15 protein-coding genes are annotated in these 16,288 nt (G+C 64.8%); 9 read left to right on the top strand and 6 right to left on the bottom strand.

Features of this window, described 5'->3' with window-relative positions; all coding sequences use genetic code 11:
• Window positions 1-71 precede the first annotated feature (71 nt).
• Window positions 72-1,412 carry an LLM class flavin-dependent oxidoreductase gene (locus tag J2R80_RS14410; RefSeq protein ID WP_253625501.1) on the top strand — a complete coding sequence of 447 codons (1,341 nt, stop codon included), beginning with the start codon at window positions 72-74 and terminating at the stop codon, window positions 1,410-1,412.
• A gap of 5 nt (window positions 1,413-1,417) precedes the next feature.
• Here J2R80_RS14410 and J2R80_RS14405 read toward each other — a convergent pair whose 3' ends face one another.
• The gene (locus J2R80_RS14405; protein ID WP_253638788.1) at window positions 1,418-2,509 is read right to left on the bottom strand and encodes an LLM class flavin-dependent oxidoreductase; all 1,092 of its coding nucleotides are present in this window, start codon (window positions 2,507-2,509) and stop codon (window positions 1,418-1,420) included.
• Between the two features lie 419 nt (window positions 2,510-2,928).
• Here J2R80_RS14405 and J2R80_RS14400 point away from each other — a divergent pair, with 419 nt between their 5' ends.
• The 6 genes from J2R80_RS14400 (at window position 2,929) to epsC (ending at window position 8,377) form a co-directional block, all read left to right on the top strand.
• Window positions 2,929-3,684, top strand: a complete 756-nt coding sequence (locus J2R80_RS14400) for an ABC transporter permease subunit (RefSeq protein WP_309143755.1) — start codon at window positions 2,929-2,931, stop codon at window positions 3,682-3,684.
• The gene (locus J2R80_RS14395) at window positions 3,681-4,406 is read left to right on the top strand and encodes an ABC transporter ATP-binding protein (protein WP_076826951.1); all 726 of its coding nucleotides are present in this window, start codon (window positions 3,681-3,683) and stop codon (window positions 4,404-4,406) included. Before J2R80_RS14400 ends, J2R80_RS14395 begins: the two co-directional genes overlap by 4 nt.
• A 10-nt stretch (window positions 4,407-4,416) precedes the next feature.
• Window positions 4,417-5,421 (top strand): NrtA/SsuA/CpmA family ABC transporter substrate-binding protein, encoded by a 1,005-nt coding sequence (locus J2R80_RS14390; RefSeq protein WP_253638786.1) that lies wholly within the window; start codon window positions 4,417-4,419, stop codon window positions 5,419-5,421.
• Between the two features lie 42 nt (window positions 5,422-5,463).
• Window positions 5,464-6,693 carry an acyl-CoA dehydrogenase family protein gene (locus tag J2R80_RS14385; protein WP_057017438.1) on the top strand — a complete coding sequence of 410 codons (1,230 nt, stop codon included), beginning with the start codon at window positions 5,464-5,466 and terminating at the stop codon, window positions 6,691-6,693.
• Window positions 6,694-6,831: 138 nt separating this feature from the next.
• A complete protein-coding gene (locus J2R80_RS14380; RefSeq protein ID WP_057017437.1) occupies window positions 6,832-7,404 on the top strand; it encodes a flavin reductase family protein in 573 nt (190 codons plus the stop codon).
• A gap of 19 nt (window positions 7,405-7,423) precedes the next feature.
• Window positions 7,424-8,377, top strand: a complete 954-nt coding sequence (gene epsC, locus J2R80_RS14375; RefSeq protein WP_057017436.1) for a serine O-acetyltransferase EpsC — start codon at window positions 7,424-7,426, stop codon at window positions 8,375-8,377.
• Window positions 8,378-8,389: 12 nt separating this feature from the next.
• Here epsC and J2R80_RS14370 read toward each other — a convergent pair whose 3' ends face one another.
• The 5 genes from J2R80_RS14370 to J2R80_RS14350 form a co-directional block, all read right to left on the bottom strand.
• On the bottom strand, window positions 8,390-9,259 hold the full coding sequence (locus J2R80_RS14370) for an ABC transporter permease (RefSeq protein WP_253638785.1): 870 nt from the start codon (window positions 9,257-9,259) through the stop codon (window positions 8,390-8,392).
• Window positions 9,252-10,118 (bottom strand): ABC transporter ATP-binding protein, encoded by an 867-nt coding sequence (locus J2R80_RS14365; protein WP_253638784.1) that lies wholly within the window; start codon window positions 10,116-10,118, stop codon window positions 9,252-9,254. The genes J2R80_RS14370 and J2R80_RS14365 overlap by 8 nt, the downstream gene beginning before the upstream one ends.
• Window positions 10,115-11,170 carry an ABC transporter substrate-binding protein gene (locus J2R80_RS14360; protein WP_076826947.1) on the bottom strand — a complete coding sequence of 352 codons (1,056 nt, stop codon included), beginning with the start codon at window positions 11,168-11,170 and terminating at the stop codon, window positions 10,115-10,117. The genes J2R80_RS14365 and J2R80_RS14360 overlap by 4 nt, the downstream gene beginning before the upstream one ends.
• A gap of 25 nt (window positions 11,171-11,195) precedes the next feature.
• Window positions 11,196-12,125, bottom strand: a complete 930-nt coding sequence (locus J2R80_RS14355; RefSeq protein WP_253638783.1) for a TauD/TfdA family dioxygenase — start codon at window positions 12,123-12,125, stop codon at window positions 11,196-11,198.
• Between the two features lie 97 nt (window positions 12,126-12,222).
• A complete protein-coding gene (locus tag J2R80_RS14350; RefSeq protein ID WP_253638782.1) occupies window positions 12,223-13,659 on the bottom strand; it encodes an FAD-dependent oxidoreductase in 1,437 nt (478 codons plus the stop codon).
• A 388-nt stretch (window positions 13,660-14,047) separates the two neighbouring features.
• Here J2R80_RS14350 and J2R80_RS14345 point away from each other — a divergent pair, with 388 nt between their 5' ends.
• A complete protein-coding gene (locus tag J2R80_RS14345; RefSeq protein ID WP_057017431.1) occupies window positions 14,048-14,872 on the top strand; it encodes a class I SAM-dependent methyltransferase in 825 nt (274 codons plus the stop codon).
• A gap of 27 nt (window positions 14,873-14,899) precedes the next feature.
• On the top strand, window positions 14,900-16,240 hold the full coding sequence (locus J2R80_RS14340) for an LLM class flavin-dependent oxidoreductase (protein WP_253638781.1): 1,341 nt from the start codon (window positions 14,900-14,902) through the stop codon (window positions 16,238-16,240).
• The last annotated feature ends 48 nt before the right edge of the window (window positions 16,241-16,288 follow it).

Below are 16,288 nucleotides of genomic sequence, written 5' to 3'. Positions count from 1 at the left end.
CCGGCCGTTCGTTTTCATGTGGCCTGACAGGCGATACTTCGTGAGTCGTCTCACCTCAATGCGGGGCAGCCATGTCCGATCGTCAGCTTCATCTCAATGTCAATCTGCTGCACTCCGGCGTCTATGCGTCGGCGTGGCGGCTGCCCGAAAGCGATCCTCGCGCCTGCTTCGACGTCGGCCATTATGTGCGCGTGGCTGACATCGCCGAGCGCGGCAAGCTCGATGCGATCTTCCTTGCCGACACACCGGCGATCACCGACCGCATCGACTACCGCTCCTTCATGTCGATGGAACCGACGATCGTGCTGGCATCGGTGGCCGCGGCGACCAGCCATATCGGGCTGATCGCGACCGCCTCGACCACCTACAACGAGCCGTACAACATCGCGCGCCGCTTCGCGACCCTGGATCTCGCGAGCGGCGGCCGCGCCGGCTGGAATGCGGTGACCACTGCCGACGCGTCGGCCAGCCGCAATTTTGGCCTCAGCAACGTGCTGGAGCACAAGGCCCGCTACGAGCGCGCCAAGGAGTTCGCCGAGGTCGTCCATGCGCTGTGGGACAGTTGGGAGGACGACGCCTTTGTCGGCGACAAGTCCTCGGCGCGATTTGTCGATACGTCGAAGGTTCATCCGATCGCGCATCGCGGCGCCCATTACGCCGTGGCCGGTCCGCTTAACGTGCCGCGTTCGCCGCAGGGCCGCCCGGTCACCGTGCAGGCCGGTGGCTCGCACGACGGCCGTGATCTCGCTGCCGCGCAGGCCGAAGCTGTGTTCACGCTGGCGCAGACGATCGAGGAAGGTGTCGCCTATGCGCGCGATCTGCGCGCCCGCGCCGCGACCTACGGCCGCGCCGGCGACTCCATCGTCATCCTGCCGGGCCTTGCCACAGTGATCGGCAGCACCGAAGCCGAGGCGAGACGGCGGCAGGATGAGCTGTGGGAGCTGGTTCCGATCGAGTACAGCCTGGCGCGTCTCGCGGGCACATTGCAGGTCGATCCTGCGATCCTTGAGCTCGACAAGCCACTACCCGATCCGCTGCCGCTGCCGGCCAACGCCAACCACACCATGTTCCAGGGCACGGTGAACCTTGCGCGCCGCGGTGACCTCACCGTCCGGCAGTTGTTGCGCGCGCTCGGCGGCGGGGTCGGACACCGCATCATCGTCGGCACGCCCGAGCAGATCGCCAACGACATCGAGGCCTGGTTCAAGGCCGGCGCGGCCGACGGATTCAATCTGATGCCGGACGTGCTGCCGACCGGGCTCGAGGTCTTCGTCGACAACGTGGTGCCGATCCTGCAGCGCCGCGGTCTGTTCCGAACCGATTACGCCGGCACCACCTTGCGTGAGCATTTTGGCCTGCCTCGGCCGATCAGCCGCTTTGCGCGTCAGACGGAAGCCGCCGCAACCGCGTGACGCAGTTACCGCGAGCTCGCCAGCAGTGGTGGGGTGTCATTTGCAGCAGATGACGCTGCGCGGACGCGCGGGATGATCTCCTTCGCAAAGCGCTCCATCTCGGCCTCGAAAGGCTGGAACTGCAGCATGAACAACTCGATGCCTGCGGCATGGAACGCCCCGACTCGGGCGGCCACGTCATCATAGCTGCCGACCAGCCCGGCAGCGGTGCCGCCGTTGCTGCCGATCCGCTCCGACTTCTGCATGGTCTGCATCATCACGACCTTCGGGTCGGTGTTCTGTCGCTGGATCACCTTTATCGAGGCGTCCTTCCGCGACAGCTCAAGCAGCCGCTCATAGGCGGCCTGGGCCTCGGCCTGCGTCTGGCGCGCGATGACGAAGGCGGACAGCCCGAAGCGAAGCGGCACCGACGTCCGCGGCCGCGCCGCCACGTCGGCAATGAGGCCCGCGACATCCTCGAGCGGCTGACCATTGATGAACCAGACGTCGCCGTGGTCGGCGACCAAAGCGCGCGCCGGCTCGGATTCGCCGCCGACATAGATCAATGGTCGCGGTCGGTAGAGGCTCGTCGGCCGCAACAGATAATCGCGGACGTCGAAATGCTCGCCCTTGTAGGTCAACCGCTCGCCCTGCATCAGGCGCGAGACAATCGTGATCCACTCGCGGCCATAGGCGTAACGGGCATCGTGCTCGGCAAAGCCGATGCCGGCCTTGTCGAGTTCGGGCCGGTTCCAGGCATTGACCAGGTTGATCGCGAAGCGTCCGCGGCTGATGTTCTCGATCCCGAGCGCGAGCTTGGCGAGAACCACCGGATGATAGAGATAGGGCTTGATGGCCGCGATGATCTCGATCCGGCTGGTCAATGCCGCAACGGCCGCCGCCGCGCTCCAGGCCTCGAGCTGATCGAAATCCTCCCGATGCGGATTGATGGTGTGCTGCGCGATCAGCGTGGAATCGTAGCCCAGTGCCTCGGCGGCAAGCACGAGGTCGCGATTGCGCTCCCACGATGCGTCATACGGCTCCTCCGGATCCTGATAGGCCGCGCGCGAACCATGGACCAGCGCCCAGATGCCAAAGCGAAGCGGTCGTGTCGACATGCCGTCTCTCCGATTTCCCTGACGTTACGTCGGCGTGTTTTCAAAGAAGCACGGCGACAGATCAAGCAGCGGCGCATCAAAAGATTTTCCTTGCCGCGCCGCGCGCGCCGATAAACCAGAAAACTCCGGACGCAGCGACAATTGGAATACGGCTCTATTTCTGTTCGAGAAAATTCGTGGGACAGTTTGCGCGACATGAACAACGCCTTCTTTCGTGCGGCGACGCGCCGTTCATCGAGAGAATGGCGGACCATGCCGCGCGCGATCAATGATGCTCGCGCGCAATGTTGGACGAGGACAGAACAGACTTGAGCAACCTCGAACAGGCTGCGTCATCGATCGCGTTTGATTCAACGCCGCGCAGCGTTCAAACGGCATCGCCGTCCCGGAAGCCACGAGTAGAGATCGGCCGGCGCGGCATGCTGCTGCTATCGTGGCTCGCCCCGGTCGTGCTTCTGATCGTCTGGGAATTGCCGGCGCAGGCCGGCTGGCTCTCGCCGCAGGTGCTGCCGGCACCGAGCAAGGTCGTCCGGACGGCATTCAAGCTGGCGACGTCCGGAAGCCTGCTGAACGATCTCGGCGTCAGCCTGCTGCGCGCAACGGCCGGTTTTGCGATCGGCGGCAGCGTCGGATTCGCGCTCGGCATCCTCGTGGGCTTCTCGCGGATCGCGGAGGCTGCCATCGACCGCAGCATCCAGATGATCCGCGCGATCCCGTTTCTCGCCGCGCTACCGCTGGTGATCGTCTGGCTCGGCGTCGGCGAAGCCCAGAAGATCTTCCTGGTCGCGCTCGGCGTCGCCTTCCCGATCTACATCAACACCACGCTGGGCATCCGGCAGGTCGACCCGAAGCTGCTCGAGCTCGGCCGCGTCCAGGGCCTCGGGACACTCGAGCTGATCCGGCGCGTCATCCTGCCCGGCGCCCTGCCATCGATCCTGACCGGTGTGCGCTATGCGCTGGCGACCGCGTGGCTGGCGCTGGTGGTCGCGGAGACCATCGGCGCCCAGTCCGGCATCGGCTTTCTCGCCATGGATGCGCGCGAGTTCCTGCGCACCGACGTGATCGTGCTGACGATCGTGATCTATGCGCTGATCGGCGTCGCCGCCGACGGTATCGCGCGCGCCCTGGAGCGGCGGCTATTGGCCTGGCATCCGAACTATGGAAGCGCGCGATGACGCTGCACGCCGTGCCCTCACCGGCCGCGATTGCGCCGGCCGTCGTGGTGACCGGACTGCATCGCGCCTATGGCAGCCGCGTGGTGATCGAGAACCTCAACCTGCGCATCGAGCGCGGCGAGTTCGTCGTCCTGCTCGGCGAAAGCGGCTGCGGCAAGACCACGCTGCTGCGGGCGCTGGCCGGCCTCGATGCGATCGACGGCGGGCGCATCACGGCACCGCGGCGGCCGGCCGTCGTTTTCCAGGAGCACCGGCTGCTGCCGTGGGACAGTCTGTGGCGCAACGTCTCGCTCGGCCTCAATGCGAGCGACGCCCGTCAGCGCGCCGCCACCGCGCTCACCGAGGTCGGACTCGGCGGCCGTCTCGATGACTGGCCGCGCAACCTCTCGGGCGGACAGGCGCAGCGCGTGGCGCTGGCGCGCGCGCTGGTGCAGGAACCCGAGTTGCTCTTGCTCGACGAGCCGTTCGCAGCGCTCGATGCGCTGACTCGCATTCGCATGCACGATCTGGTGCGCGAGCTGGTCGCCGTCCATCGCCCCGGCGTGCTCCTGGTCACCCACGACGTCGACGAGGCGATCGCGCTCGCCGACCGCATCCTGGTGATGCGCGAGGGCCGGATCGCGTTCGAGCATCCCATGAAACGTAACGGCGCAGCGCCGATCGCCCGCACCGACCTGCTGGCGGAGCTCGGCGTCGACACCTCTCACCCCATTCCTGCCTGAGGACCACTCAATGTCTATCCCCCGGTTCACCAACCCCACCCGTCGCAGCTTCCTTGGCGGCGCCGCCTTCGGCATCGGCGCGCTTGCCGGCTTTGACCTGTCCGAGCCGGCGCATGCGGCGACCGGCCGCGTCACCGACACGGTGCGTCTGACCTGGGGTTTGAGCGGCCTCAATCTGATCGCCAAGGAGCGCGGCGAGTTCGAGAAGCTGCTGACCAGGGACGGCATCAAGGTCGAGTGGCTCGGGCCGTTCCCCAATCATGCGCCGACGCTGCAGGCTGTGACCGGCGGTAGCGCCGATTTCAGCTTCGGCGGCAGCACGACGCCGGCACTCGCCGCGATCATCGCCGGCTCGCCGCTGGTATTCACCCAATTCGTGGTCTACGAGCCGCGCACCACGGCGATCATCGCGCGGGATGACTCTGGCATAAACAAGGTCGAGGATCTCGTCGGCAAGTCGGTGGCGGTGAACCGTTCGGGTCTCGGCGAATTCCTGCTGGTTGCCGCGCTCGAGAAGCACAAGGTCGACCGCTCCAAGGTGACGTTCGTCTATCTCAACCCGCCGGACGCAGCGCCGGCGCTGGCCTCCGGGAAGGTCGACGCCTGGTCGATGTGGAGCCCGGGCGTCGATATCGCGCGGCTCGAATACAAGGCGCACGACATCTTCCTGGAAGGTCGCGATCTCGAGTTCCAGATCGACTACACGTCCTACCTGACCACCCGAAAATTTGCGACCGACAATCCTGCGCTGGTCCGGGCCGTCAACGACGCCTTCCGCGCCGAAGGCAAGTGGATCTCCGCGAACAGCAAGGATGCCGAATACATCGCGCAGAAGGCCGGCAAGTACAGCGACCAGGTCCGCGACCAGTTCATCGCGCTGAACCGGCAGTATCGCTACTTCGCCGCCAACGACGAAAACTTCCTCGCCGAACTGCAAAGGGCCGCCGACTGGCTGGTCGCGCGCAAGGTGCTCCCGGAGCCGATCAAAGTCACCGACCACCTGGCCCAGCTCTGATCAGTAGCAGTCATATCAATCAACGCCATTTGGGTGATACCAATGAACAAGCCTCTGTCCGCCACCTCGCTGGAGCCTTCCGACCGCCTTCACAGCCGCGCACCCGATATCGACGCGCTGCTCGGCCGCATCGCGGAAGGCGCCGCCGACCGCGAACGCGAGCGCGTCCTGCCGTTCGCGCAAGTCGATCTCATTCGCAAGGCCCGCCTCGGCGCGTTGCGGCTTCCGATCGAAGCCGGCGGCGCCGGCCTGTCGATTCGCGCATTGTTCGAGATCGTCATCGGTCTCGGCGAGGCCGACGCCAATGTCGCGCATATCCTGCGCAACCATTTCAGCGTCGTCGAACGCCTGGTGCGCCGGCCGAAGGACGATCAGCACAGGCAGTGGCAGAAGGCAGTTGCCGACGGCGCGATCATCGGGCTCGCGGCGACCGAGCTCGACACGCCGAAGGTCGGCAATGTCACGCCGAACACGACACTCACTGCCGACGGCGACGACTACCTGCTCAACGGCACGAAATACTATAGCACCGGCACACTGTATTCGGACTACGTCCTCGTTCGCACCGCCGACACATCCGCCACCAATGCTGCCGTGCTGATTCCGGTGAACCGCGAGGGCATTGAGCTGATCGACGACTGGGACGGTCTCGGGCAGCGGCTGACGGCGACCGGCACCACCCACTTCCGCAACGTGCGCGTCAAGCGCCAGGAGGTCGTGTTCGATGCACCGGATACCGGCTACGGCATTCCCTACTCCAACACATTTGCCCAGCTGTTCCTGACTGCGATCAATGCCGGCATCGCGCGCGCCGTGCTGCGCGACGCCAGCGCCCTGGTGCGGACCCGCAAGCGGACGTTCTATTACGCGCCGAGTGAGGTGCCAGTGGACGACCCGCTGCTGCAACAGACCGTCGGCCAGATCGCCAGCGGCGCATTCGCCGCCGAGACCGTGGTGCTTGCGGCCGCGGAGGCGCTCCATGCCGCCACCGACGCTTTCGATGCAGGCGACGAAAACGCCGTCGAGGCCGCGCACAAGGCCGCGCTGCTGTCGGCCAAGGCCAAGATCGTTGCGGACGATTTCGCGATCCGGAGCGGCAGCCTGCTGTTCGACGTCGGCGGTGCATCGGCCACCAAGAAGGCGACCAATTTCGACCGCCACTGGCGCAACGCGCGCACCCTGGCGTCGCACAATCCAAACACCTTCAAGGCGCGCTCGATCGGACAATACGAGATCAGCGGCACGCCGCTACCCGCCAAGGGCTTCTTCTAGAGCCCCACTCCGATCGAATCGGAACGGAGCTCTGGATTGTTGTTTTGATGCGTTTTCTTCACGCGAACCGGTATCCACTTCGCTCGAAAACGCTCTGGCGAGGTCCAATCCGGCGAGGCAAAGCAAGGGAGAATCCCGATGAGCAAGCCGGATATTCATCTTGTGGACGCCGACCACGAGATCGAGCGTCAATTTCGCCTTGTCATGCGCCGCCTCCCGGGCGGCGTTTGCATCATCACCGCAGGACAGGGTGAGGACATCACCGGCATGACGGTGACCTCGCTGACGTCGCTCAGCGCCAGCCCACCCCGGCTGCTGGTCAGCATCAACCGGCAGGCATCGTCCTTCGCACCGATCGCCCGCCATCGGCTGTTCGGCGTCAACATCCTCGGCTCCGACCAGCAGGCCCTGGCCGAGCGCTTCAGCAATGGCCGGCTGAAAGGCAGGGAACGCTTCGAGGGCACCGATTGGACCCATGGAGCCTCGGGCGTGCCGTTGCTGCAGCGGTCGCTTGCGATGATCGAATGCCAGGTCGAGGAGATCATCGAGCGGCATTCCCATGGCATCATCGTGGGCCGCCTCGCCAGCATGGAATTGTCGCATCGGCTGTCCGGCCTCACTTACTGGAATGGACAGTATGTCCAGATCGATCACGAGGCCGATCTCGACCTATTGGCCGAAGTCAGCATTCCTCTGGCGCATGTCCGTTAGAACAGAGAAAGGGTGCAGCATGAAACGCGAATTGCCGCCAGCATCGCCTCCGTCAACGGCCGGCGCGGTCAGCAGACCACCGGGCCGCTGGCAGCTCGACCGGATCGTGGCCGAGCTGCGCACCTCCCGCGAGGAGACCCATAGCATCCGGCGCGACGGCGAGGCACGCCGCGCGCCCTCGCGGGACGCGCTGGAGGCGATCCTCGACGGCCTCACCGAGGCGCTGTTTCCGCGCCACTACGGCCAATCGGACCTCGACGGCGAGAACATCGACTATTTCGTCGGCAATACGCTGAGCACAGCATTGGATTCGCTCAGCGCGCAGATCCATCGCAGCGCGCTGTTCGTTGGCGACGAGCTGGAGCCGGGCTTTGGGCACGAAGAGGCGATCGAGCTGACACGCGCATTCGCGACCCAACTGCCGTCGGTCCGCGGACTTCTGATCAACGATCTGCGGGCGGCATTCGTTGGAGATCCGGCGGCGCAGAATTTTCCCGAGATCCTGATCGGCTATCCGGGGATGACCGCCATCATCCACCATCGCCTTGCGCATCTGCTCTACCAGATCGGCGCGCGGCTGGTGGCTCGCCTGATGTCGGAGATCGCCCACACAAGGACCGGCATCGATATCCATCCCGGCGCCCGGATCGGCTCCGGATTCTTCATCGATCACGGAACCGGCGTCGTGATCGGCGAAACCGCCATCATCGGCAACAACGTCCGGATCTATCAGGCGGTCACGCTCGGCGCGCGGCATTTCCCGACCGACGACGAGGGCCATGTGATCAAGGGCGACGCCCGCCATCCGATCGTCGAGGATGACGTCGTGATCTACGCCGGCGCAACCATACTCGGCCGGATCACGATCGGCCGCGGGTCGACCATCGGCGGCAACGTCTGGCTGACCAAGGACGTGCCGCCGAACAGCATTGTGACGCAGGCCACCGCACGAAACAGCCCGAGCGGCGCCTGAACCACGATCTCATCACGCCGCAACCTGTGCCTTCCATCGCATCAAGCGCCGTTCCAACGCCTCCAGGACCGCATTGAATGCCAACCCGATCACGGTGATCCCGATTATGCCGAAATACATCTGCGGGATCAGGAAGCTGTACTGGCTGTTGATGATGAGATAGCCGAGACCGGCCTTGGCGCCGACCATCTCGGATGCGACCAGCACCAGCATGGCTGACGCACTGGCGAGGCGAATGCCGACAAAGATCGTCGGAAGCGCCGCCGGAAGGATCACCTTGCGGAACAGCTGCTGCGGGGTCGCGCCCATGGTCCGCGCCGACTTGATCAAGAGCGGATCGACCTGCTTCACCGCGGCGATGGTGTTGAGCAGGAGCGGCCATGCGCAGCTATAGACCACCATCGTGACCTTCGAGAGCTCGCCGATGCCAAGCAGCAGGATGAACGCCGGCAACAGCGCGAGCGGCGCGGTATTGCGGCAAATCTCGATGAACTGGTTCAGCAGATCGCCGAGCCTTGTGTACCAGCCGACGGCCAGCCCGAGCGGGACGAACAACACGACCGACACCAGAAACCCGGTCAGGGCGCGGAGCAGGCTCGCGGAGGCGTCGTCATAGAGCTCGCCGGTTTGCGCGAGCTGCCAGCCTGCGGCGATGACATCAAAGAATGGCGGCAGAAACACCGCGTCGATCAAGCCGAGCCTCGGCGCGGCCTCCCAGATCGCCAGAAGGGCGATCAGCAGCAGGGAGCGGCGTCCGAAAGCTACCAGACCGCCGGTCGCGGCGCGGACCGCGCTCACTAGCGGTGACCGCGCCGCCACCGCTTGCTCGTCTCGCCGTCCATGCGCGAGCTCCAGCAATGTCAGCATCTCCAGGCTAGACATGAGCGACTTCCTTTGCTTCACGCTCGACACGGCCTGCGCTGACCCTGCCCGCCGATTGCCCCAGCTGCGCTTTCTGCACTTCCTCGCGGAGCAGGCTCCAGATCTCATGGCGCACGCGGCCGAATTCCGGCAGCGAGCGCACATCCTCGGCTTCGCTGCGCAAGGCCGCGGGGATGTCGACAATCTCCTTGATCCGCCCCGGACGGGAAGTCATGACCGCCACGCGCTGACCGAGCACGACCGCCTCGTCGATGCCGTGGGTGATGAAGATGATGGTCTTGCCGGTGGCCCGCCAGATCCGCAGCAGCTCGCCCTGCAACGTTTCGCGCGTCTGGGCATCGAGCGCAGCGAACGGCTCGTCCATCAGCAGCACCTCCGGATCATAGGCAAGGCTGCGCGCGATCGCGACGCGCTGCTTCATGCCGCCGGAGAGTTCATGCGGATAACGGTCAGCAAAACCCGATAACCCGACCAAGTCGAGGAAGTGCCGCGCGATCTCACCGCGTTGTTTCGGCTTGAGGCCGGCGATATCGAGCCCGAACTCCACATTCTGCGCGGCCGTGCGCCACGGAAACAGCGCGTACTGCTGGAACACGACGCCGCGGTCGCGTCCGGGTCCGACGATCGGCCGGCCGTCGAGCAGAATGCGGCCGCTGGTCGGCGTCGCGAGCCCGCCGAGCAGATCGAGCAATGTCGACTTGCCGCAACCGCTTGGACCGACCAGGGCGAGGAATTCGCCGGCGCGGACGTCGAACGTGATGTCCTCGAGCGCGGTGAAATAGCCCGCCGGCCGGCCCCCTTCGCCTCGCGTGACGAACTCCTTGCGGACCTTGTCAAAGCTGATCTTGACCGACGTCATCGCGCCTCCGCCGTCTTTCCGGGACGGAAATAGTTGAACTCGTTGGTGTAGGTGTCCGAGGCCTTGATCTGGCCCGGTTTGAGCAGGCCATCCTTGACCAGCCAGTCGACCCAGACCTGCAGCTCGGCATCCGAGATCACGCCGCCCTTGGACGCGACGCCGGTGCTCTTCCAGTACTTGATCGAGGAGGCATCCTCGTTGCGCTTGCGCTCCGCAATGATCCGGTCGAAGCGGGCCCGCACTTCATCGGGCGGCGTCGTCTGCGCCCACTGGATGGCGCGCGAGATCCCCTCAACCAGCTTGCGGGCGGTGTTCGGATTGTCCTTGATGAACTTCTCCCGCAGCACATAGGCACCGCCGGTGAACTGTCCGAACAGATCGGTATCGTTGAAGAGCGAGCGGATCCCGCCACGCTCCAGCGCCTTGTCGCGCAACACGCCGCTGAGCGCGCTCACCTCGACCTGCCCTTGCCGAAGCGCCTGCTCGCCGGTGACGGGTGGGACCGCCACCAATGTCACCTGCTTGGCCTCGCCGGCGCTAAGGCCGTTGCGCGCCAGATACTCACGCAGCACGAACTCCAGATGAGCGCCAAGCGTATTGACCGCGACCTTCTTGCCGATCAGGTCGCGGGCCGTCTTGATCGGACTGTCGTCCTTCACAAAGTAGCCGTAGTAGGTATTGGAGTCGGAACCGTAGTAGCCGACCACCGCCTTGATCGGCGCCTTGGCCGCGATCAGCTTGATGATCGCACCATAGAAAGCGCCGCCGACGTCGATGTCGCCGGTGACGACGGTCTGAATGTCCTGCGGCCCGCTGATGGTGTTGCCGACCCATTTGAGCTTGAGCGGCGCGAGGTAGCCGAGGTCCTCGGCGAGCTCGGTGAACGTCACCTGCCCGGCCCAGCCTTGATAACGGATCTCGGTCTTATCGAGCGGTGGCTCGGCGAAGGCCGAAGCGATCAGGCCCAACGCAAAGACGCCGGCCAGCAGCAATCGCGCCGCCCGGCGCGCAGCGGCTCGCCGCGCGCGCAGAATTCGAATGATGGCATTCATTGTGTTGCTCCAATAGGCGACATGCTCAGGCTGCCTTCGCCGCTTGCGGCTTCGGCGATTTGATCCGCGTCACGCTGTGGCGGCCGTCGACGCTGACCGGAACCTCGCCGTCGATGGTGGCGCGGCGCACCACACGATGCTGATCGCCGTAGTCATTGACGGCGTAGTGCTGGGTCGCGCGATTGTCCCAGATCGCGACGTCTCCGGCCCGCCAGCTCCAGCGCACGGTATTCTCCGGAGCCGTGATGTGGGACTGGAACAGATCGAACAGCTTCTGGCCGTCATATTTCGGCAGGCCGACAAAGCGCTGGACGAAATTGCCGAGCACCAGCGTGTGCTCGCCCGTTTCGGGATGGACGCGCACGACCGGATGCTCGGTCTCATAGATCGTCCCGGTGAATACCTCGTCGAAATGCTTTCTGTCGGCGTCGGTGGCGCGAGACTTCACCGCGTAATCATAGGCATTGCTGTGAACCGCCCAGAGCTCGTCGGCGAGCTTGCGCAACGGCGGAGGCAGATCGAGATAGGCGGCCGCCGTGTTGGACCAGACGGTGTCACCGCCATAGGGCGGGATCACCACACCGCGCAGCACCGAGATCTTCGGATAGGCATCGACGAACGTGACGTCGCTATGCCATTGGTCCGCGCGGCCGCCACCACGCCCCGAGTCCAGCTCGAGGATCGACGACGTACCCTTGCTCGGGCCGATGGTCGGATGCGGCACCAGTTTGCCGAGCCTAACCGCGAAGCGCTCCTGCTCGGCGTCGTCGAGGTGCTCCTGGTCGCGGAAGAAGATCACCTTGTGCTCGAGCAGCACCTGGTTGACAGCACGGATGACCGCGTCGGGAAGGTCACCCGACAGCTTCACATTCTTGATCTCGGCACCAAGCCGGGCGGCACGCTTGACGATGTCGGCGCGCGGAATGACGTTGTCGATGGTGGTCGTCTTGCTCATGATGTTGGTCTCGTCGCCGCGATCCCCTGGACAAGGCTCCGCCATGCGCCGGTCGCGGAAACGACGGCGGAGATCAATGATGTGGTCGTGATCCTCGCTATTCCGCCGCGACGGGCTGCGGCGGTCGCCAGACAGCCGGTGCATAGAGCTCGGCGGTGAAATCCTCCGCGATCTCTCCGTTGATGCGCGCCTCGTGAGATGCAAGGTCGGCCAGGAACAGATCGCGGCTGACCCTGGCCGTGATCCCCGGAATGTCGCGCTTGAAGCTTGGAACGTCGCCGATCGGCAGGCCGAAGCTGACAAATGCTGCCGGGTTGAAGACGTGAATGTCCTTCAGATACGGCGCGCGGCCCGGAACTTTCTCCAGATACTCGTGCCCGGACCCGAGATAAGGATAGGCCGCCAGGCGATCGTCCTTTTCGTCGTCAGGCGGCACGAAGCGATCTCGCCACAGCAGGATTTCGTCGGCGAAATCGCCGAGCTCTGACTGCGCGCCCAGATCGACGGAATAGCCAGTTCCCGCAATCGCGAAATCGAACGCGAACTCGCCCTGCGGAGTGATGGCGACCGGCCGCACCCCCTTCAATTGCGCCGAGGTCCAGGGTGCGCCCAGGTGCAGATGAAAATTGGGGAAGGCTACCGCGCGCGAGATCGCATCCGGCGGCGGGGTCGACCCAGCCTGCCTGAACCGAATCGCTTGATGCCAGCGCACCGCGTCGGGCAAGCTGCCATAGTTGTCATAGGCTCCCGGGTAGCCGCGGATCCGAATGACCGGCAACGCGGCCAAGGTTTCCCGGCGTGCAAACAGATGAACATCACGCGCTCCGGCCTCAAGGGCTGCGGCCGCCGCATCGAAGGCCGACGCAGCACTCCCGATCACCGCAACGGAAAGACCTCGCAGCGTCCTGAAATCGATCTTCTCCGATGTATGCGCACGGAATCGTTTCGGCAGGACACGCAGCGCGTCGGGGACATAAGCGCCCCCGCTACCCGCAAAGCCGGTTGCGAGCACCAGCTTGCGCGTGGTCTCGATGGTCGTGACCCTGCTCCGCTCCAGATGTAACCGCAAATGATCGGCTGCGGGCTCGATGCGGAGCAGCCGCGTACCGTAACGAATGCCGGCGCCTGTCACGCGGCGATACCAGTCGAGATAGGCCGCCCAGTCGAGCCGCGGAATCCGATCGAGCGCGTCGAAGGCCGCCGCGCCATGGCGCGTTTCATACCATGCTTGGAAACCGAGACCGGGCAGACCGAGCTCCGGACCTGGAAGCGTCTTCGGAGTGCGAAGCTTGTGCATTCGCGCGCTCGTCAGCCACACGCCGGCATTGCTGGCGTCGGCGGCGGCGTCGATCACCGAGACCTTGCCGATCCCGGCGCGCCGAAACGCAAACGCGAAGGCCGCGCCGGACTGGCCACCGCCGACCACGACGACGTTGTGATCGATTCCGTCGCGATCAGGCACCCAGTTCTGTGGGTCGACCCCGATCAGCCGGAGGGCCTCGCGGGCGACGCTGTCGGGATCGGATTGCGGCATGAATGACCACCTCGCTTTGACGTTACAAATCGTAAAAGCGATCGACATTCAGTCAATGAAACGAAACCAGCTTTGTTTTTGATAGCAGGCAATGTTCGCGTCGTGGACAACGCGGGCATTGAAATATTTGCGATGATCGCCGCCTGACCGATCATCTCATGTGCATTGCGACGTGCGGGATCGGCGCGATCGATCGGGAGAACTTCCCAAATCATACGTCGCCGGGATCGGCGCGATCGCAGTCATCTCCGGTGAACGACGAACTCGTCACGTTCATGCTCTCTTGCCGTGCAACAACGCAAATTCATTTCACCGCCGCCGACATAGAGTCTGACGCAGCGCACGCGCCTGACGTCGACGCGCGGCGAGCAACGATGGATCTCTCGAAATGCCGCGAACTGCCGGCAACATCAGCCTTGAACACGATACCCCGGAGCTCGCCCGCTCCTATGATGAAGCGGGACTCGTTCAATTTCGCCACGGCAAGTTCCTGATCGGGCCGCTCGCCATCAAGACCGGCGAGCACGTGCTCGACATCGGGACGGGAACCGGCCGGCTTGCGGAATTCGTCGCCGGACTGGTCGGTCCGGACGGCCGCGTGATCGGTATCGATCCACTTGCCGGCCGCATCGAAATTGCGCGCCTTCGGCAGGGGGATAACCTCCAGTTCGCCACCGGGCGCGCCGAAGAACTGTCGCGCTTCGACGACGCGCAGTTCGACGCAGTCTATCTCAATAGCGTCTTCCATTGGATCTCCGACAAGGATCGCGCGCTGCGGGAGGTCCGGCGCGTGCTCAAGCCCGGCGGCCGCCTCGGATTGAATGTGCAGGATCCGTCCAGGCCGCACCAGTCGCGCCTGCTGCTTCGTCGCGCCATCATCGAGGCGGGTCTTGCCGGCGATCGCCAGGACTCGAACCCGGTGCTCGGATCGACCGACGAGGAGCTCAAATCGCTGTTCGCGGCACACGGCTTCGCCGGCTACCGCAGCGAGCTGCGCGCGCTGATCGATATCCACGACGATGCGGCATCGCTGCTGCAGTGGTCGGAAGCGAGCGCATTCGGAAATTTCCTCGAAGCGTTCACCCCTCACGAGCGCGAACTGGTGCGCCGCACCTTCGCGCGCCTTGTCGAAGAACAGCGCACGCCCGAAGGTTTGAAGCTGGAGCGCTACCTGCGCTTCGCGTTTGCGCACAAGGCGCCGTCCCACCAATAATAATCAGCAAAACTCACGAGATCCGAGATGAGCAAACGACAGCTTTCCCTTAACCTCTTTATTTATCCCGGCGGCCATCACGAGGCGGCGTGGCGCTACCAGGGGTCTGCGGCGGATCGCATCCTTGACGTCAGCTATTACCAGGAGCTGGCGCAGCGTGCCGAGGCGCAGAAATTCGACGCGATCTTCTTCGCCGACGGTCCCGCGCTCGCCGACAATGTTCGCTACGCACAACGCTTCCGGTTCGAGCCGATCACCTGGCTGGCCGCGATCGCCGTCGCCACGAAACGGATCGGCCTGATCGCGACCGCGTCGACGACCTATACCGAGCCTTATAATCTGGCCCGCCTGTTCGCGTCACTCGATCACCTCAGCGGCGGCCGGGCCGGCTGGAACATCGTCACGACCAGCACGGCACAGGCGGCGCAGAACTTTGGCTTGCCCGAGCATCCACCTCACCACGAACGCTACGAGCGGGCGCGGGAATATATCGATGTCATCACGCGGCTGTGGGACAGCTGGGAAGACGACGCCGTGGTGAACGACCCCGCATCCGGCATTTTCGCCGATACGGGAAAGATCCATCCGATCGATCACGTCGGAAAGCACTTCCGGGTACGCGGCCCGCTCAACATCTCGCGGACGCCGCAGGGACGGCCGGTCTATGTCCAGGCGGGTTCGTCTGATGACGGACGCGCCTTTGCCGCGCGCTATGCCGAAGCGATCTTCACCGCGCATCAGACGCTGGCGAGCGCCCAGGAGTTTTATGCGGACATCAAGCGGCAGGCACGCGCGTTCGACCGCAGCCCCGATCAGGTCAGGATCCTGCCGGGCATCAGTCCGTTCATCGCTAGCACGCAGGCCGAAGCCGACCTGTTGCAGGACGAGTTTAACGAGCTGATCCAGCCGGAATACTCGTTGACCCAACTTCGCCAGATGATCGGGCTCGACCTCTCCGGCTTCGACCTCGACGGTCCCTTTCCGCGCCACCTGATCGACACCGGCAGCGCCCGCGGGGTCGCCAGCCGTTTCAAGCTCGTGGTCGACATCGTCGATCGCGAGCAGCCGACCATCCGCCAGCTCGTGCAGCGTCTCGCCGGGGCGCGCGGCCACTGGGTGATCGCGGGCCCGCCGGAGAAGATCGCCGACAACATCCAGACTTGGTTCGACAATGGCGCGGCCGACGGCTTCAACGTGATGCCGCCCTGGCTACCCGGCGGGTTCGATATCTTCGCCGAGCAGGTCGTGCCGATCCTGCGCAAGCGCGGCCTGTTCCGCGACGAGTACAGCGGCACGACGCTGCGTGACCATTACGGACTGAGCCGGCCGCAAAGCGTGTTTTCCGGATCGATCAAGGCGATCGCCTGACGTGATCGAAACCGCCGACCCCGCGTCGGCCGGATCGCTATTTGCCCA

The sequence above is a fragment of the Bradyrhizobium sp. USDA 4541 genome, assembly GCF_024171085.1.
GTDB classification, from domain to species: Bacteria; Pseudomonadota; Alphaproteobacteria; order Rhizobiales; family Xanthobacteraceae; genus Bradyrhizobium; species Bradyrhizobium australafricanum.
Note: the sequence above shows the minus strand (reverse complement) of the source record. Positions and strands in the feature narration are given on the sequence as shown.